Here is a 16,800-nt window from a genome sequence, read left to right as displayed (position 1 = left end):
TCTCGGGCGCGATCCAGCACCTGGCAGGCATGAAGGACTCCAAGGTCATCGTGGCGATCAACAAGGACGAAGAAGCGCCGATCTTTCAGGTTGCAGACTTCGGACTGGTCGCCGACCTGTTCGCAGCTGTCCCGGAACTCACCGAAAAACTCGGTTAAGTTGGAACAGAGATTTTTCGACGAAAAATCTTGCAAGGCCCGCCAACTGGCGGGCCTTTTCTTATACAACCTCCAGCACGGCGCGATAGAGGCCTTCGGCAATTCGCTGATGCATCGCAGGACCCAGCATGTGTTCGGCAAGCGGCTGCTGCAGCGTTCCAAACAACATATCCTCCAATTCCTCGGACTCACCGGATACCCGCACTGGCATTTCGATAACCCCGGCGCAACGGTCCTGCACCTTGGCGATCATATCGGCACCTACCAGCGCCGGCTCGCAACCCAATATGCCGCCCTGCGCCATGGCCAGCTCTCCCTCGTAGCGTAGCCAGAGCAGGATAACCGGGCGATTGATCCGCTCCAATAGACTGCGCATGCGTGTGATCCATATCTGCCGCAACTCCTGCGCAATGACCTCGAATCGTGCATCCGCGTATTTCAGCAGGTGACTCAGCAGGTGACGCACGAAGTGGAAATCGGTGAAGTCCACCTCGGGGTAAAGCGCAATCAGATCCTGTGTGGGTTGCAGAAAACGGTCGTTGCGGCGGGGATGAACGCGATAGAATCGGTTCGAGGCACCGGTCGCGCCGGGGACCTGCAGCACGCAGATACTTGATCCATTCATAAGGTCGGGCACGATCCGGTCCTGTGACAGCGCCTCAAGCCCGCAAGAGAGGCTCCCGAAGTTTATGCACTTTCGATCCAGCCGCTGTTCCAGCAGGGATGAATATGGCCGGTCGACAAACCGGCCAAAGGTTTCGACCCCGCCGAAACAGCCGATATATGATCCCTCAAGCGCCCGTTGAGGACCGCGAAACTGAAGCTTTGAGCCCGCATACATACAACTGGTTTCAGTGGCCGCAGGAAGGCCCGGATTAAGATAGCTCATCTCACTCACCCAATTTTGTTCACCCGGTTGCCACCTTGAAGCCGCAAGTATTGCGATTCCGCTAATGTGCGCATTTGAAGCAAATCGTCTGCTCCTCTGCCTCTTGCCGCCTGCCCCGCACTGCCGGTAAGGTCGCGGCACCCTGTGGAAAAAGGCATCTTCGGAATGGACATAAAATCGGTCGGAGTGATTGGCGCGGGTCAGATGGGCAATGGGATCGCTCATGTTCTGGCATTGGCGGAATATGACGTAATGCTGACCGACGTAAGCCAGGACGCGCTGGACAGCGCGATGGTGACGATCGAGGCCAATCTGGCGCGTCAGGCCGGTCGGGGGAAAATCTCGGACGATCAGCTGCATGCGGCGCTGAAGCGGATTTCAACCACGCTTGCCTTGCCCGAGCTGGGGCAGACCGATCTGGTCATCGAAGCGGCAACGGAGCGCGAAGCGATCAAGCAGGCGATTTTCGAGGACCTGCAGCCGCATCTGCAACCCCATACGATTCTGACATCGAACACGTCCTCCATTTCGATAACCCGGCTGGCCAGCCGAACGGACCGACCCGAGCGGTTCATGGGGTTTCATTTCATGAACCCGGTGCCGGTGATGCAGCTGGTTGAGCTGATTCGCGGAATTGCCACCGATGAGGCGACGTTCAAGGCCTGTAAGGCCGTCGTCGACCGGTTGGGCAAAACCGCGGCAAGCGCCGAAGATTTTCCGGCCTTTATCGTGAATCGCATCCTGATGCCGATGATCAACGAGGCGGTCTATACCCTCTATGAGGGGGTCGGGAACGTGCAGTCCATCGACCAGTCAATGAAATTGGGTGCCAATCACCCGATGGGCCCGCTGGAGCTGGCCGATTTCATCGGGCTGGATACCTGTCTTGCCATCATGAACGTTCTGCATGAAGGGTTGGCCGACACCAAATATCGCCCCTGCCCCTTGTTGACGAAATATGTCGAGGCCGGGTGGCTTGGCCGCAAGACCGAACGGGGATTCTATGATTACCGTGGGGACGTTCCGGTTCCTACGCGGTAACCGGAGGAGGCCAACCCCCTAGCCCGGATAAAAATCCAGGCTCACCCCCGGGATATTTCCGGCAAGAAGAAGCGGCGGGTCAGTCGCGCAGCGACAAGGTATGTTTGCGCAGCCACGCCATGAAGCCGCGCGGATCGCGTTCCAGCAGCTTCATGTCTTCGTCGGATACAGGTTCTCCGATCACCGGCGATTGCGGTTTGTTGCAGGATCGGACGATTTCGTGCAGCAGCAGACCCTGACGCAGGATCGGGGAGATCCGGTTGGCGATCTGATACCAGCGCGAATTTGAGCCGGGGAAAAATATCGGTACAACCTTCGCACCTGAACGACGGATCATTTTGGCGGTGAAGACGTTCCATTCCCGCTCGATCGCAGGGCCGAACCAGTTGTCGGATGACATGACCACGCCGGAGGGGAACAGGGCGACAACCCCGCCTTCGGCCAGATGTTTCATCGCCTTGCCGCGCATCTCGAGCATTTTGGACTGCGCTTCGGGATCGTGAGGAAACGGCACCGGGATCATGAACGAGGTCGCCGCCTCGTCAAGGCCGGTCAGGACCGAGCGGGTCAGAATGCGATAATCGCTGCGCACGCGGCCAATGAGTTCGGCAAAGATCATCCCGTCAACCATGCCGTGCGGATGGTTTGCCACCACGATCACCGGCCCTTCTTTCGGTATGCGGGCGAACTGTTCTTCAGGCGTGGTCAGGTCTATGCCCATGACCTTGAGCGCGCCGCCCCAGAATTTCTGACCGCGGTAAAGCTCGTTCTGTTTTTCGAACTTGTTGACCATGCGCAGGATGGTCAGTTTTCCCGTACACCATTCGATGGCTCGGATGGCGGTCGAGGTCCAGGCATCATCAAACGAATTGGCATAGGTCAGGGTTCTACGGTCGTAGATTTCGCCCTGATCTTTGGCCCCATCCGCCATCGGTCCGGTCTTGGTATCGTGAGCGGTTTCCGCCAATTCCTGGTCTTCCCGTTCTTCCCATCGCAGCGGCTGCGAAATCAGAACCCTTCGCCGAACTTGTCGTTCACAAGAGTCTCAAGAGCGTCCGCCAATGCCTCAGCATCCGGGCCGGACGTTTCGACGTCAATAGTGGTTCCGCGCGACGCTGCCAACATCAAAAGCCCCATAATGCTGTCACCAGACGCATAAAGTCCGTCCTTGGACACCTCTGCCGTGGCGTCAAAACCTTCCACAACTTCGACCAGCTTGGCCGACGCGCGGGCGTGCAAGCCCTTTTCATTGACGATTTTCAAACTGCGATTGATCATATTCAAAAATTCCGGTTCAATCTAACGTAACATTTTGCGTATTAATGTACTTCCGTCCAGCCTCCATCGCGTGGCGGACGGCATCCGCAACCGGCAGGTGGCGGCTTTTGGCCAGTTTGATCAGCATCGGAAGATTGGCCCCATATAGAATCCGGCGATCCTGCGGCGCGCAGGCACGCAGGCTAAGGTTCGATGGGCTGCCGCCGAACAGGTCGGTTACCACGACAACGCCATCCCCGGTATCCACCCCGTCGGCAGCGGCACAGATTTCAATTTGCTTGGCCTCGCGGTCATGGTCGGCTTCAATCGGAACTGCGACAAGCCCCGGCTGCTGCCCCACGACATGCTGCATGGCGGCCAGGTATTCCCGAGCCAGACCCCCATGCGCTACGATTACGATCCCGATCAATCCGGCCTCACATTCAAAGAGCGACGTTCCATTTCGCGATGCCTAATTGCCACCTGCTGCCCCTGCTCTGCAAGTGCCTTTGCAACCGCTTCGGCCACGGTCACCGACCTGTGTTGCCCGCCGGTGCATCCGAAGGCCACCGACAGGTGCGCCTTGCCCTCGGCGCGGTAGGCAGGCAACAGTATGCGCAGCAGATCCACGATCCGTTCGAAGAAGGGCGCGTAATTCGCATCTGCACCTACATAGTTCGCCACATCCGGATTTCGACCATCAGCGGCGCGCAATTCGGGTTTCCAGTAGGGGTTGGCCAGAAACCGGCAGTCAAAGACCATATCCAGTCCACGTGGCAGCCCACGCTTGTAGGAAAAGGACTCGATCGATACCGCTAGATGGCGCCCCCCTTCCGGGGCAAACCAATGCTCAACCTCTTCGCGCAGTTGATGGATATTCAGCGTGCTCGAATCGATCAGCGTGTCGGCAATTTCCCGAATGGGTTGCAGCAGTTCCTTTTCCTGCTGAATCCCCGTTTCGGGACTGGCATCCGAGGCCATCGGGTGACGGCGGCGCGTTTCGGAGAACCGACGCAGCAACACCTCGTCACTGCAATCCAGATAGAGCGTTGTCAGGTCCAACTGCTCCATCCGGCCGAGTTTCGATACAAGTTCGAGAAACCCGATTGTCGAAAAATCACGGTTGCGGGCGTCGATCCCAAGCGCCATGGGGCGCATTGGTTCCGGGCCTTCCAGAAGACGCTCAAGCAATTCCATCGGCAGGTTATCGATGGCTTCGAACCCGAGGTCTTCGAGCACATGAATCGCCGTCGAGCGACCCGCCCCTGACGGACCTGTCACCAGTACGATACGTCTTTGTGAATTCAAGTTCTGGGCCATTCCGGTCCGACACGCCCCGTTTTCATCAATTGAACCAAAGATGCGGCAAAATGTGGGGATTTTACAGCGCGAAGCAAGGGAAGGGACTGTTTGAGAACCTGCACGTTTTCCGGTTCCGGCAAACGGGCAGTTTCCTCGGTGTCCAGATCAAGCACCCAGGTAAGGGTGACAGGCCCAACAGGGTCGGCCTGCAAAAGGCCGATACCGCGGGCTTCGATCAGGCCCCGTATCGGTTCGGGCGCCTGAGCTGCAACCGTTTCGCCATCCATCCACAGGTTGACCCGGTCGTCGGATACGAGGGCCGCGCCCATCCCCATCATCTGAAGCGCAAGTGCGGATTTTCCCGAGCCTGATCTTCCGGTAATCAGCAATCCCCGGTCATGAAGAGTGACGCAACTTGCGTGGACTGTCGCGGCGTCCTGATTGGTCACGGCTGACAGAACCCGCACACTCATGGGTCAGACAGGAAGCCCCACGACGAATCGCGCGCCCAGAGGCTCGGATGTGATATCGGCCTCGGTCGGGCGGATGTTCTCGGCCCAGATCACGCCACCATGCGCCTCGACGATTTGTTTGGATATCGCAAGGCCGAGACCGGAATTCTTACCGAAATGTTCGACTGGCCGTTGCGAATAGAATCGCTTGAACACCTTGGCCAGAGCTTCGTCCGGAATGCCCGGGCCGGTATCTTCGACAACGACCAGCACCCGGTTGTCGCGGCGCCGGGCCCAGACGCGGATTGCGTCGCCATCCTGACAAAACGAGATCGCATTGGTGATCAGATTTACAAACACCTGCGCCAGCCGCGCCTCAAGCCCTTCGATCACGATCGGATCGGACGGCAGGTCGGAAATATAGTCGATTCCCTTGGACCTGGCGTCTTCGCCAAGGTATTGACCAAGGTTCTCCAAAAGCTTCAGCAGATCGAAAGGTTGCTGATCTTCCTTCACCAGTTCGGCATCCAGACGCGAGGCGTTAGAGATATCGCTGACCAAGCGGTCAAGGCGGCGCACGTCCTGCTCGATGACATCAAGCAATTTGTCCCGCTGATCCTCTCGTTTTATGAACCGCAGAGTGCCAACCGCAGATTGCAGGCTGGCAAGAGGGTTCTTGATCTCGTGCGCCACATCCGCCGCAAATTGTTCATTGGCCTCGATACGGTTGTACAGCGCCGAGACCATACCCCGAAGCGCGCGACTGAGGCGCCCGATCTCGTCCGGGCGGGCCGTGAGGTCCGGAATGCGGATGCGCCCGGGATTAACTTGCCGTGTCCCCCGATCCTTGCCCATTTCCGCAGCAGCGGCCAGATCCGCCAGCGGGTTGGCGATTGTTGAAGCCAGAACAAGGCTCAGCCCCACGGAAACCAAAAGCGCGATCACGAACATCTGCAGAACGCGTTCCTGTTCCTGTCGGCTGAGCGCGTCGATTTCGCCCGCAGGACCGGACATGGCGATTGCACCGATCGCAATTCCGTCACGCATTATCGGTGTGGCTGACACGATAACTGTGTCGCCAACGGAATCGGACACCGCATTCACCTGCACATGCCCCGCGATCGCGTCGGGGATCAGCGCCTGAATCCGGTCCGCCAAAGGCGGTGAAACACTGTGCGCGGAACCGCTGAAAACCGACGAGACGCCGTTCCACACCGCGGTAAGCGCATCGCTGATCAGCGTGTTACCTGCAGCCGTCGCACTGTCGGTCCGCATGAGCGCCGGCAGATTTGAGTCCGGAGCCTTCCCGCGCGTCCAGCCGACAAGTGTGCCGGCCTGGTCGTAAACGAACACTTCGACCCCGTCCCGCAGGCTGAGGCCGGCCAGTGTTTCCTTGACGTCGATGCCGCTTCCGCTGGCTAGGCTGTCTGCCGGACCGTCGCGAAGCTGGGTTTCGAATACATTGCTGACCAGTTGCGCATCGCCCACAACGCTGCGCGCGCGTTGCTGCACCTGTTCTTTCCGCGAATCATCCAGATAAAGCAGACCGGCAACTAGAATGACGAGCGCGATAAGGTTGAACGTGATGATCTTGCGCGCAAGTGGCGAGCCCCTGAGCGCAAACAGGTTGCGCCCCGATCGCTTCGAGCGCAATTCGGATGATGCCGGGTCTTGCGGGATGACCCAGTCATCCCCAAGAACGACGTCCCCGTCGCGTGGTCCGCTAACTTCTCCGGTATCCCGCACGAAAACCCCTTAACTCATTTCCGGCTGCCGCGCTTAATCTTCGTTGTACCTGTAGCCGATCCCATAAAGGGTCTCAATTGCCGAGAACTCGGCATCAGCCGTACGCATCTTTTTGCGCAGACGCTTGATGTGGCTGTCGATGGTACGGTCATCCACATAGACCTGATCATCATAGGCCACGTCCATCAGCTGATCGCGGCTTTTGACAAAACCCGGACGCTGCGCCAGCGCCTGCAACAGCAGGAACTCGGTGACTGTCAGGGACACATCGTTGCCCTTCCAGCTGACCGCGTGCCGCAGAGGGTCCATGCGCAGATGTCCGCGCTCCATCACCTTGGCGTCACCGGTATTTGCGACCGGAGCATCGCCGGAAGTGACTTCCTGACGGCGCAGCAATGCGCGAATTCGTTCAACAAGCAGACGTTGGGAGAACGGCTTTTTGACATAGTCGTCTGCCCCCATCCGCAAGCCCAGAACTTCGTCGATCTCATCATCCTTGGAAGTCAGAAAGATAACCGGCATCTGGGTTTTCTGCCGCAAACGCTGCAGCAGATCCATGCCATCCATCCTTGGCATCTTGATATCCAGAACGGCCATGTCCGGCAGCTTTTTGTTGAACGCATCCAGCGCCGCCTGACCGTCATTATAGGTTTCGACCTCGAACCCTTCGGCCTCGAGCGTCATGGATACGGACGTCAGGATGTTTCTGTCGTCATCCACCAGTGCAATCTTAGACATGGGAAATGCCCCTGCTCTCTATACGCGATATTTCGCCTATTTGCACCGCATTCATGGCGTTTTTGAGGCGGCGAATCAATGCGAATTCGCAAATTGTGCACTTATCGCCACAGTGTTGCGGCAAAAATACCTTAGTTGACCGCCTTTCACCGCCCGGACTGCTACAGAATTTTCATGATGGCGCTAAACCTTAGCTTGGTTGCGCTAACTGCGCCAAACCGTCCTGTTCATGCCCCGAACGACCATGATAAGACGCGCGCATCCGCCGGAACGATCCGGTAATTTGCCCAATGAGCGCAGATGGCTCCAATCGCCGCAGCGCCGCCATAGGAGAGAATACGCATGACATCTGGACGGGTTAACCCGCAATTCCGCCTCGAAGATCAGGGCATCGAGGGTCTGGGCAATGTCTATTACAACTTCATGGAACCGGCGCTGATCGAAGAGGCACTCAAGCGGAACGAAGGCACGCTTGGCAATGGCGGGGCCTTTCTGGTCACCACCGGCAAATTCACTGGCCGCTCGCCCAAAGACAAACACGTTGTAAAAACCGACAGCGTGTCAGACACCATCTGGTGGGAAAACAACGCCGCAATGAGCCCGGAAGGCTTCGACGCGCTTTATGCCGATATGCTGGAGCATATGAAGGGCCGCGACTATTTCGTGCAGGATCTCGTCGGTGGCGCCGACCCCTCCTACTCGATCAATGTTCGCATGGTAACCGAGCTGGCTTGGCACAACCTGTTCATCCGTCACCTGCTGCGCCGTCCGGATCGCGAAGATCTGGACGAGTTCACTGCCGACTTCACGGTCATCAACTGCCCCAGCTTTCAGGCAAACCCCGAAAAGCACGGCTGCCAGAGCGAGACAGTGATTGCGCTGAACTTTGACCGCAAGCTGATCCTGATCGGCGGCACCGAATATGCGGGCGAGAACAAGAAATCCGTATTCACTCTGCTCAACTATATGCTGCCCGAAAAAGGCGTGATGCCGATGCACTGCTCGGCCAACCACGCGGTCGGCAACCCGGTCGACACGGCGGTGTTCTTTGGCCTGTCCGGCACAGGCAAGACCACCCTTTCGGCTGACCCGGCGCGGGTGCTGATCGGTGATGACGAACATGGCTGGTCGGATCGCGGCACCTTTAACTTTGAAGGCGGCTGCTATGCCAAGACGATCAACCTGAACGCCGAAGCCGAGCCCGAAATCTATGCCACGACTTCCAAGTTCGGCACGGTGATCGAGAACATGGTGTTCGACCCGGAAACCAAAGAGCTGGATTTCAACGATGATTCGCTGACCGCCAACATGCGCTGCGCCTATCCGCTGGAGTATATCTCGAACGCATCCGGCAGCGCTTTGGGTGGACATCCGAAGAACATCATCATGCTGACCTGCGACGCCTTCGGTGTTTTGCCTCCGATCGCACGGCTCACACCGGCGCAGGCCATGTACCACTTTCTGTCGGGCTTTACCTCGAAGGTTGCCGGAACCGAGCGTGGCGTTACCGAGCCGCAGCCGACATTCTCGACCTGTTTCGGCGCACCGTTCATGCCGCGCCGCCCCGAAGTTTACGGCAACCTGCTGCGTGAAAAGATCGCCCAGCACGGCGCGACCTGCTGGCTGGTCAACACCGGCTGGACCGGCGGCGCCTATGGTGTTGGTAGCCGGATGCCGATCAAGGCAACCCGGGCGCTGCTGACGGCCGCTCTGGACGGATCGCTGACCGAGGCTGAATATCGCAAGGACTCCAATTTCGGGTTTGACGTTCCGGTCTCGGCCCCGGGCGTGGCCGAGGTTCTGCTGGACCCGCGCCGGACCTGGGATGATCAGGCCGCGTTCGACAAGCAGGCGGAAAAGCTGGTGCAGATGTTTGCCGAGAATTTCGAACAGTATCTGCCCTTCATCGACGAAGACGTAAAAGCCGTCGCCATCGGTTAACGGGAAAGAGGCGCTCGCGCCTCTTTCACAACCGTCTGTCGCACAGCGGTAAGATCAATCTATATATGGTTGTATTTGGGTGAACGAATATACAAATCCGTTGCCCGGTCACAAATCATGCGGTATTTCGACTAACTACTACCAAAATCGCCCGACGCGTTGGCGCCGGGCGTGAATTGAAAGAAACTTTGGGCAGCTTATGCGCACTCACTCACATTCGCGATCAAAGCTGCCTAATACGAAAGCTACAGTATTATAAAGGGGATGAGTGTCAATACGAGACCTGGGGGCAATGCCCCGGTTCAGGACGGCTCGGACAAGTTATTCGTGCCTGTATTGACATGACGGCAAAGTGGTAAAGCTATGACAGAAATTTCGAAACTCGCCGAATTGCGCAAACTGATGCAAAGCATGGAACGCACGCTGGGGTTGGAGGAGTTGTCGCCGGTTGAACGCGACATCTATTATGCCGCAGGTGAATTGTCCAAATCCGAACAAGAGGTCCGCACCTTTGGTCTGATCGAACACACTCTGCTGCAGAGCGTTTCGCGCCCGACCTTCTTTCGCGCGCTGAAATCCTTGGTTCAAAAGGGTTACCTTTCGCAAAGCGGGACTGCAAACAGGGGACGTTACGTCGTTCATGCCCCCAAATAGCGGTCGCACCCCAAGCGGCAGCGGCTGAATCACGTGCGCGCTTGGGTTTCCGAAACATTCTTTGCCTCGCTGGCCTATGTCGTGGCGTCGATACTGACCTTCGAGGTTTTGTCGCCACTTCAGAACATGTTCTTTCCCGAATATCCCAGCCGCGCGAGCCTGCTGTTTCTGCCGCATGGTGTTCGGATATTGGCAGCCTGGTTGCTGGGATGGCGTGCCATTTTTGCCCTGCTGCCGGGGGTGGTGCTGGTATTTGCGTATATCGGCGGAACGGATGTTTTCCTGCCAAGCCGCATTATGGCGATCCTGATCGCCGTCACGACTGCTCCTGCGGTATTCTACGCACTGAAATGGATCGGATGGGACCTGTTTCCCAAACCTGACCGCAAACCCTGTTGGGCGTGCATCATGGGCGTTGGGGTCGTTACTTCGTTTCTGATGTCCAGCCTGACAAACATGGCCTTCGGCAGCGCCACGGTTGAATATATCGCCTTCCTGATCGGGGACATTTCCGGCCTGTTTTTCCTGATGCTGGGTTTGCTTTTCGCCTTTCGTTATTTTGAAACGCGTGGATGACTTTTCACCCTGTCAGCGCGCGCCGGACAAGGTTAAGCCCTGCAAGCAGCAGAACGAACAGGGTCGCCTTGCGAAACGTGGCCTGATCGATTCTGTCCTGCAATTGCATCCCCAGCCATAGACCAACCAGCGCAGGTGTGATCAGCAGAAGGGAAAACGGGACCGTTTCGGCCCTGAGAATCCCCGATCCCATATGGGCGGCAGTCAGTGCAGCCGCACCCAGACCATAGATCACACCCTGAATGCGAACCTGATCGTTTTTTGGTGTATTCAGCGCGGTCAGATAAGCAACCGTGGGCGGCCCCCACACCCCGGACATGCCCCCGATAAAGCCCGCGATGGACCCTGCCACCGCTTCGATCCGGGGCGATCTTTCCTGCAAGTTTAGTCTGAAGCCCAGCAACTGAAGCAGGGCAAAGAACACAACCGGGGCACCGATCATCATCAGGAAGGTCGAGGCAGGAACGAGGCTGACCAATTGCGCGCTGATCAAAAGAAAGATCAGCCCGACACTCAGAAACACCCGAAACACGCGGATCGAGCGGAACGCGGCCTCCGTCCCCTCGCGCAGGGCCTGCACGCCATTGGTCGCCAGCGTCGGCAGGATCAATCCCGCCAACGCGACATCGGGCGGGAACATCATGCTCAGACCTGAAACCATAATCATAGGCATGGCGAATCCCACCATTCCCTTGATCATCCCGGCCAGAACCGCAACAGCACATGCGATGACCAGATCCTGGGGCGTAAACAGCGAAAACAGAGACATGCCCCTACATATCATTCGGAAACTTCTCTGCACTGCAAAAATTGCCGGGTAATTTTCGAACGTTTCTTAATGGTGTTGCGTATTTTTGTTGCGCTGCACGTGCAGCATGATATGACCAGACAACCCGAAAGAAGGACGTGATTCATGGCCCATGACGGACAGGATGTGACCGATATGACAACACCTGCAATTTTGCCCGATCTTCTGGCTTTGACCCGTGCGGCCCTGCCCGCTGTCGAAACCGTTTTTGAACGCGCCCGCGATTCTGTCCGGGCCATGGTGAGCAGCGATGGCAAGGTGTCTGGCGCACTGATCGAGGCGAACCAGACGGCCGCGCATGGCCTGTCCTGGCTGGCCACCTACAACCAGTCTCTGCAACAGATGCAGCGCTGGGCCGAGGCATTGGAGGCGCAGGGCAAGTTTGGCGAGATGGAGCAGTTGCTGCACCAGATTGCGTTTGGAGAATACTTGCATCAGGTCGCGGGCGGTATCCCGATGAACCAGACCGAGGTCGTGCGCCTGCAGGATCTGGGATTGGGCTGGGACGCGCTGTCTGGCTTCCAGTGCGCGGAAGTGCAGACATTGATGGGTCAGGCCAACACTCAGGCCGCGCGCACCCGTCTGGTCGAGCTGATGGAGGCCCAGTCCGGCGCCACCATGTTCGGCGCATCCGGTCTGGACGAAGAACTGGAAATGATCCGTGACCAGTTTCGCCGCTATGCGCAGGAAAAGGTCGAACCAAACGCGCATGACTGGCATCTGAACGATGAACTGATCCCGATGGAAATCATCGAGGAACTGGCAGAGATGGGCGTCTTTGGCCTGACCATCCCCGAGGAATTCGGCGGGTTCGGCCTGTCAAAGGCATCGATGTGCGTCGTGTCCGAGGAACTGTCGCGCGGTTATATCGGTGTCGGCTCACTCGGCACCCGCTCGGAAATTGCCGCCGAACTGATCATCGCGGGGGGAACGGACGAGCAGAAGGCAAGCTGGCTGCCCCGCATTGCCAGCGCTGAAATCCTGCCGACGGCCGTATTCACTGAACCGAATACGGGGTCTGATCTGGGTTCGCTGCGCACCCGCGCGGTGAAGGATGAAAACGGCGATTACAAGATCACCGGCAACAAAACCTGGATTACCCACGCCGCACGGACCCATGTGATGACCCTGCTGGCGCGCACCAATCCGGACACGACGGATCACCGTGGCCTGTCGATGTTCTTGGCAGAAAAGACACCCGGCACGGACGAGAACCCTTTTCCCACTCCCGGCATGACCGGCGGCGAGATCGAGGTTCTGGGCTATCGTGGCATGAAGGAATACGAGCTGGGCTTTGATGGCTTCCATGTCAAAGGTGAGAACCTGCTGGGCGGAGAAGAGGGCAAGGGCTTTAAACAACTCATGGAAACCTTCGAATCCGCACGGATCCAAACTGCGGCCCGCGCCATAGGCGTTGCGCAATGTGCGCTGGATATCGCCATGCAATACGCACAGGACCGCAAGCAGTTCGGTAAATCCCTGATCAATTTCCCCCGCGTCTCCGGTAAACTGGCGATGATGGCGGTCGAGGTCATGATCGCGCGCCAGCTGACCTATTTCTCGGCCTGGGAAAAGGATCACGGCCAGCGCTGCGACCTTGAGGCCGGAATGGCCAAACTGCTGGGCGCGCGTGTGGCCTGGGCAGCGGCAGACAACGGATTGCAGATTCACGGCGGCAACGGCTTTGCGCTGGAGTACAAGATTTCCCGCGTTCTGTGCGACGCCCGCATCTTGAACATCTTTGAAGGCGCCGCTGAAATTCAGGCGCAGGTGATCGCGCGTCGGCTGCTCAGCTAGGCTGCCGACCGGTCATATTTCCCCAACTGGGCCCGGTGTCGAAACCGGGCCTTTTCTTTTGCGACATCATGATGCCATTGCATTGGTGCTTTCTGTTCCGCTAGGACCATCGTGTTGAACGGAGGCCGTGATGCTGCGCGTAACATTGATCTTGCCCTTGTTGGCCCTGTTCCAGTGCGACAGGGATGAATCCGTCGCCGCCTATGGCGCCGCAGATCGCACATGGACATTGCAGGAAATCGATGGGCAGCCATTTGGCGTATCAGCCACGATCAGTTTTCCCGAAGCGGGTCAGATCGCCGGGCGGGCGCCCTGTAACAGCTTTAGTGGCACGCTCGACGCGCCCTATCCGTGGTTCGAAATCACTGATCTGGCCGCTACCCGCGCCGCCTGCCCCGATCTGGAAGCCGAAGGGGTATATTTCGCGGCGCTCATGGCCATGACACAGTCCGAAGTTTCGGGCGATGTTCTGATCCTGCGGAACGAGGACGGGCACGAGATGCTGTTCAAAGCCGCCGAGTAAACCGCTCGACAAATCTGGCACGCGCCTCTGGCAAGGGGGTGTGACCCAACGCAGGTGCGACCCGGTGTTCAAGAAAATAGCCGGTTGTCTTCAGACCCGTCGCGATTTCATCATCGGGGGCAGTTCCTTCGCCGCGCAGGCAAGGCGGCAACGGCAACAGCCTGTCCGCCCATTCCCCGGCCCCGTCCGCACTGACTGCGCGCCCGGATTTGGGCGAGACATAGATCAGCCCTTCGCGCGCGCCGGTCACCGCACAGCTGGTCAGGTCAAGGCCAAAACCCAACTCTTCGAGCAACGCCAGTTCCCAGCGCAGATAGGCTAGTGGCCAGATGTCATCCTGACCGAGCAGGTCCATCAACCGCTCGGTCGGGGTGTAGATGCGCGGGTGGGGTTCGCGTTCAGGCAAACAGAAAGACAGCAGTGAAATCACCGCATTCAGACCGGCCAGGGCCAGACGCCCGGAAAACGCCGCCGCGGCGCGCGACCGCAGCGGTTCGACCTGAAAAGCGCCCAAATGCTCTTCAAGCCGCGCGCGCCAGATGACGTCAAGTTGCGCGCCCGGTTGCAGGATCGGCGCGACCTTGCGACTTGTCCCACCTCGCACGACACCTGCGTGGCGACCGTGAGATTCGGTAAAGACCTCGATAATGGCTGCAGTTTCACCATGGCGGCGGGTAGTCAGCAGTATGCCGTGATCTCGCCAATCCAAATCTCGTACCCACCCCAATGTTCCGGCACGGCTAAAAGACCGCAACCAGGGGCCTCCTGCAAGGGTCATCGCCCTTGACAACCTGCCCTGTGTTCTGAAAGCTATTTAACAATCATGTTAAAAAGAGGAATTCGTTATGCGCGGGATCACGATCACCTACGAATACAGCGGCAACGAAGATGATTGGACCGCCGCAACCGGCGCGTTCATTGCTGCGATCAACGCAGATCCAGACGCATCCGGTAAATTCACTTATCAGGTCGCTGTCGCGGACGATGGCAAGACCCGGTTTCACTGGGGTCGATGGGACAGCGCCGAGACGCTGGCCCATGTGCAGGCCCAGCCCTATTTCAAGGAGTTCGCGGGCAAGGTGCGGGAATTCGCCGGAGGCGCACCAGGCGCCACAGGCCACGACATCACGGCCAAGACCGGCGGGTGGTAGGACCCCGGCACGGTTTGGCAGCGCGCCCCGGAGTTCAGGATATTGCGTCGACCTGCTTCAGCGATGAGGCTTCGGCCCGGCTGAGCTGCTCACCCTGTTTACGCTTCAACAAAACTTCGCGGGCGCGTGCATACTGGTCGTCCTGCCAGAAGATCAGGCAACCGTTGCACCCCCTGCCACAGCAGCCGTCGGTGCCCACGCGGTTGGTCTTGAACCGCCGCTCGTTGCCGCCCTCGCCGATGCTTTCGACCAGATCGTCGCGACGGCGGGCATAGGCTTTGGGATTATCCCGACCCGACAGCTCCAGCCCCTGCGTAAGCTTGTCGAAACGAACCCGGTTCCACTGTTCTTCGGTTAGCGCCCGTTCCTTGCGCATCACTGAAAGCGCGGGGAAACGAGCACGCAGGTCGTCGATGTCTTCGTGATCGAACAGAGCGAACGGCAGACGGATCACCGTTTTTGTGCTGCCCTGCACTACGTCCAGCCGAGCGCCATCCTCGGCCCGTTCGAAATCGTAAACCCGCAGAAGAACGGTCTCGCTTGCGATGGGAGAAACAAATTCCAGCACCTCCCCGGCGACGAGCTTGTTCTTGACCTCAACCAGAAACGCATCCCCGGTCACCTCGGTCACTACGCCTGCATATTCCCATTGGGCAAGCGAGGCGGTGTGTTCGTAGCCATGCGAATAGTTGGTCAGCCGCCCCTCGTGGAAGGCCAGTGTGTAGCCCCGGTTTCCAACCGCCTCAAGCTCGCGCATATAGGGCTTCGGGTCCCAGTTTTCGGGATCGGCGTAATAGTCATCGATAGCCATGCGATAGGCGCGGGCCACGATAGCGCAATAATACTCAGACTTACCGCGCCCTTCGACCTTGAGGCTGTCCACGCCGATTGCCAGATATTCGTCGAGTTTCGGCATGATGCACAGATCCTTGGAGTTCAGGATGTACGAACCGCGCCCGTCTTCCTCGATCGGCATCAATTCACCAGGGCGGCAACCTTCCTCAAGCAGAAACTCGAACATGTCCGCATTCTCGTCGGTGATGTTCAGATCCTGGACGGTGCCGTCCTTCATCCGCATCCGGAATGTGTAGTTCCACCGGCAGGAGTTGGCGCAATTTCCCTGATTGGCGCCTCGCTCGGCCATGAAATTCGACAGCAGGCATCGGCCGGAATAGGTCATGCACATGGCGCCATGCACGAAAGCCTCAAGCTTGATGTTGGGGCATTTCTCGCGGATTTCCTTGAGCTCGGAAAACGAGACCTCGCGGGCCAGGACACAAAGTTCAGCCCCCTGTTCCTGCCAGAACTTCACCGAAAGCCATGAACAGATGTTGCTTTGCGTCGATATATGCAGCGGCAGTTCCGGCGCGCGTTCGTGCACGTATTGGAACACGCCCGGGTCGGCCACGATCAGCCCGTCCGGTTTCACCTTACGCACGGTGTCGATGTATTCGTCGAGCTTGGGGATGTCCTTGTTGTGCGAAAACAGGTTCAGCGTCAGGTAGGCGCGGCGCCCGTGCGCGTGGCAGAATGCGACCCCCTCGATCACATCCTCCAGTGAGAACTCGGATTTCGTGCGCAGAGACATGTCCGGGGTGCCTAGATAGACCGCATCGGCACCATAAAGGATCGCCATTTTCAGTTTGCGCAGGTTGCCCGCAGGCATCAGCAATTCTGAGCGTTTCTGTGTCATGGAACCGGCCGGACGATGAAAGAATGGCGCGTTCTAAGAGAAATTCCGGGCATTGTGAACCGGAAACTGTTGCA

Annotated in this window: 18 protein-coding genes and 1 pseudogene; 8 read left to right on the top strand and 11 right to left on the bottom strand. The window is 58.2% G+C overall.

What is annotated here, in order from left to right:
- Nucleotides 1-158, top strand: a pseudogene (locus ACR0NA_RS14810) (electron transfer flavoprotein subunit alpha/FixB family protein); the annotation flags it as partial.
- Nucleotides 159-219: 61 nt separating this feature from the next.
- On the opposite strand, the gene ACR0NA_RS14805 reads toward ACR0NA_RS14810, so the two are convergent.
- The gene (locus tag ACR0NA_RS14805) at nt 220-1,047 is read right to left on the bottom strand and encodes a DUF6473 family protein (protein ID WP_480730033.1); all 828 of its coding nucleotides are present in this window, start codon (nt 1,045-1,047) and stop codon (nt 220-222) included.
- A 165-nt stretch (nt 1,048-1,212) separates the two neighbouring features.
- On the opposite strand from ACR0NA_RS14805, the gene ACR0NA_RS14800 reads away from it, so the two are divergent.
- Nucleotides 1,213-2,088, top strand: coding sequence for a 3-hydroxybutyryl-CoA dehydrogenase (locus ACR0NA_RS14800; RefSeq protein ID WP_170653962.1), 876 nt, complete (start codon nt 1,213-1,215; stop codon nt 2,086-2,088).
- Between the two features lie 79 nt (nt 2,089-2,167).
- Here ACR0NA_RS14800 and ACR0NA_RS14795 read toward each other — a convergent pair whose 3' ends face one another.
- Genes ACR0NA_RS14795 through ACR0NA_RS14765 form a run of 7 tightly spaced genes read right to left on the bottom strand, consistent with a single transcriptional unit; the run spans nt 2,168 to nt 7,583 of the window.
- The gene (locus tag ACR0NA_RS14795; protein WP_170653964.1) at nt 2,168-3,055 is read right to left on the bottom strand and encodes a lysophospholipid acyltransferase family protein; all 888 of its coding nucleotides are present in this window, start codon (nt 3,053-3,055) and stop codon (nt 2,168-2,170) included.
- Nucleotides 3,056-3,096: 41 nt separating this feature from the next.
- A complete protein-coding gene (locus ACR0NA_RS14790) occupies nt 3,097-3,366 on the bottom strand; it encodes an HPr family phosphocarrier protein (protein ID WP_170653966.1) in 270 nt (89 codons plus the stop codon).
- Between the two features lie 16 nt (nt 3,367-3,382).
- On the bottom strand, nt 3,383-3,775 hold the full coding sequence (locus tag ACR0NA_RS14785) for a PTS sugar transporter subunit IIA (protein ID WP_480730029.1): 393 nt from the start codon (nt 3,773-3,775) through the stop codon (nt 3,383-3,385).
- Nucleotides 3,772-4,665 (bottom strand): RNase adapter RapZ, encoded by an 894-nt coding sequence (gene rapZ / locus ACR0NA_RS14780; RefSeq protein WP_480730026.1) that lies wholly within the window; start codon nt 4,663-4,665, stop codon nt 3,772-3,774. The genes ACR0NA_RS14785 and rapZ overlap by 4 nt, the downstream gene beginning before the upstream one ends.
- Nucleotides 4,650-5,120 carry an HPr kinase/phosphorylase gene (locus ACR0NA_RS14775; RefSeq protein ID WP_480730024.1) on the bottom strand — a complete coding sequence of 157 codons (471 nt, stop codon included), beginning with the start codon at nt 5,118-5,120 and terminating at the stop codon, nt 4,650-4,652. The genes rapZ and ACR0NA_RS14775 overlap by 16 nt, the downstream gene beginning before the upstream one ends.
- Before the next feature lie 3 nt (nt 5,121-5,123).
- Nucleotides 5,124-6,845: an ATP-binding protein gene (locus ACR0NA_RS14770; protein ID WP_480730022.1), complete on the bottom strand. Its 1,722-nt coding sequence runs from the start codon at nt 6,843-6,845 to the stop codon at nt 5,124-5,126.
- Between the two features lie 33 nt (nt 6,846-6,878).
- The gene (locus ACR0NA_RS14765; RefSeq protein WP_170653976.1) at nt 6,879-7,583 is read right to left on the bottom strand and encodes a response regulator transcription factor; all 705 of its coding nucleotides are present in this window, start codon (nt 7,581-7,583) and stop codon (nt 6,879-6,881) included.
- 342 nt (nt 7,584-7,925) lie between these two features.
- Between ACR0NA_RS14765 and ACR0NA_RS14760 the strand changes: the two genes are divergently transcribed.
- The 3 genes from ACR0NA_RS14760 to ACR0NA_RS14750 all read left to right on the top strand — a co-directional run bounded on the left by ACR0NA_RS14760 (nt 7,926) and on the right by ACR0NA_RS14750 (nt 10,754).
- Complete coding sequence (locus ACR0NA_RS14760; protein WP_480730019.1) at nt 7,926-9,524, top strand: phosphoenolpyruvate carboxykinase; 1,599 nt, start codon at nt 7,926-7,928, stop codon at nt 9,522-9,524.
- 363 nt (nt 9,525-9,887) lie between these two features.
- The gene (locus ACR0NA_RS14755) at nt 9,888-10,178 is read left to right on the top strand and encodes a hypothetical protein (protein WP_170653980.1); all 291 of its coding nucleotides are present in this window, start codon (nt 9,888-9,890) and stop codon (nt 10,176-10,178) included.
- Between the two features lie 33 nt (nt 10,179-10,211).
- Nucleotides 10,212-10,754: a hypothetical protein gene (locus ACR0NA_RS14750; RefSeq protein WP_480730017.1), complete on the top strand. Its 543-nt coding sequence runs from the start codon at nt 10,212-10,214 to the stop codon at nt 10,752-10,754.
- A 4-nt stretch (nt 10,755-10,758) separates the two neighbouring features.
- Here the strand turns inward: ACR0NA_RS14750 and ACR0NA_RS14745 are convergent, their stop codons facing one another.
- Complete coding sequence (locus ACR0NA_RS14745) at nt 10,759-11,523, bottom strand: sulfite exporter TauE/SafE family protein (RefSeq protein ID WP_480730015.1); 765 nt, start codon at nt 11,521-11,523, stop codon at nt 10,759-10,761.
- A gap of 144 nt (nt 11,524-11,667) precedes the next feature.
- Between ACR0NA_RS14745 and ACR0NA_RS14740 the strand changes: the two genes are divergently transcribed.
- Together ACR0NA_RS14740 and ACR0NA_RS14735 are read left to right on the top strand one after the other, a co-directional pair.
- Nucleotides 11,668-13,359, top strand: a complete 1,692-nt coding sequence (locus tag ACR0NA_RS14740; RefSeq protein WP_480451989.1) for an acyl-CoA dehydrogenase family protein — start codon at nt 11,668-11,670, stop codon at nt 13,357-13,359.
- 130 nt (nt 13,360-13,489) lie between these two features.
- Nucleotides 13,490-13,882 carry an META domain-containing protein gene (locus tag ACR0NA_RS14735; protein WP_480730012.1) on the top strand — a complete coding sequence of 131 codons (393 nt, stop codon included), beginning with the start codon at nt 13,490-13,492 and terminating at the stop codon, nt 13,880-13,882.
- On the opposite strand, the gene recO is transcribed toward ACR0NA_RS14735, so the two are convergent.
- Entirely contained in the window at nt 13,866-14,591 is a 726-nt protein-coding gene (gene recO / locus ACR0NA_RS14730) for a DNA repair protein RecO (RefSeq protein ID WP_480730060.1), read from the bottom strand. The genes ACR0NA_RS14735 and recO overlap by 17 nt on opposite strands.
- Nucleotides 14,592-14,727: 136 nt before the next feature.
- Between recO and ACR0NA_RS14725 the strand changes: the two genes are divergently transcribed.
- On the top strand, nt 14,728-15,033 hold the full coding sequence (locus tag ACR0NA_RS14725; RefSeq protein WP_480730010.1) for a hypothetical protein: 306 nt from the start codon (nt 14,728-14,730) through the stop codon (nt 15,031-15,033).
- Nucleotides 15,034-15,067: 34 nt separating this feature from the next.
- On the opposite strand, the gene ACR0NA_RS14720 is transcribed toward ACR0NA_RS14725, so the two are convergent.
- A complete protein-coding gene (locus ACR0NA_RS14720) occupies nt 15,068-16,726 on the bottom strand; it encodes a U32 family peptidase (RefSeq protein ID WP_480730008.1) in 1,659 nt (552 codons plus the stop codon).
- Nucleotides 16,727-16,800: the final 74 nt, after the last annotated feature.

The sequence above is a fragment of the Ruegeria sp. C11 genome (assembly GCF_056537725.1).
Note: the sequence above shows the minus strand (reverse complement) of the source record. Positions and strands in the feature narration are given on the sequence as shown.

What these genes read in the sequence shown, in the direction of transcription:
- ACR0NA_RS14745 (WP_480730015.1), bottom strand. Translation starts at nt 11,523, where the DNA reads ATGTCTCTGTTTTCGCTGTTTACGCCCCAGGATCTGGTCATCGCATGT.
- ACR0NA_RS14800 (WP_170653962.1), top strand. Translation starts at nt 1,213, where the DNA reads ATGGACATAAAATCGGTCGGAGTGATTGGCGCGGGTCAGATGGGCAAT.
- ACR0NA_RS14760 (WP_480730019.1), top strand. Translation starts at nt 7,926, where the DNA reads ATGACATCTGGACGGGTTAACCCGCAATTCCGCCTCGAAGATCAGGGC.
- ACR0NA_RS14755 (WP_170653980.1), top strand. Translation starts at nt 9,888, where the DNA reads ATGACAGAAATTTCGAAACTCGCCGAATTGCGCAAACTGATGCAAAGC.
- ACR0NA_RS14720 (WP_480730008.1), bottom strand. Translation starts at nt 16,726, where the DNA reads ATGACACAGAAACGCTCAGAATTGCTGATGCCTGCGGGCAACCTGCGC.
- ACR0NA_RS14790 (WP_170653966.1), bottom strand. Translation starts at nt 3,366, where the DNA reads ATGATCAATCGCAGTTTGAAAATCGTCAATGAAAAGGGCTTGCACGCC.
- ACR0NA_RS14725 (WP_480730010.1), top strand. Translation starts at nt 14,728, where the DNA reads ATGCGCGGGATCACGATCACCTACGAATACAGCGGCAACGAAGATGAT.
- ACR0NA_RS14735 (WP_480730012.1), top strand. Translation starts at nt 13,490, where the DNA reads ATGCTGCGCGTAACATTGATCTTGCCCTTGTTGGCCCTGTTCCAGTGC.
- ACR0NA_RS14805 (WP_480730033.1), bottom strand. Translation starts at nt 1,047, where the DNA reads ATGAGCTATCTTAATCCGGGCCTTCCTGCGGCCACTGAAACCAGTTGT.
- ACR0NA_RS14765 (WP_170653976.1), bottom strand. Translation starts at nt 7,583, where the DNA reads ATGTCTAAGATTGCACTGGTGGATGACGACAGAAACATCCTGACGTCC.
- ACR0NA_RS14740 (WP_480451989.1), top strand. Translation starts at nt 11,668, where the DNA reads ATGGCCCATGACGGACAGGATGTGACCGATATGACAACACCTGCAATT.
- ACR0NA_RS14775 (WP_480730024.1), bottom strand. Translation starts at nt 5,120, where the DNA reads ATGAGTGTGCGGGTTCTGTCAGCCGTGACCAATCAGGACGCCGCGACA.
- rapZ (WP_480730026.1), bottom strand. Translation starts at nt 4,665, where the DNA reads ATGGCCCAGAACTTGAATTCACAAAGACGTATCGTACTGGTGACAGGT.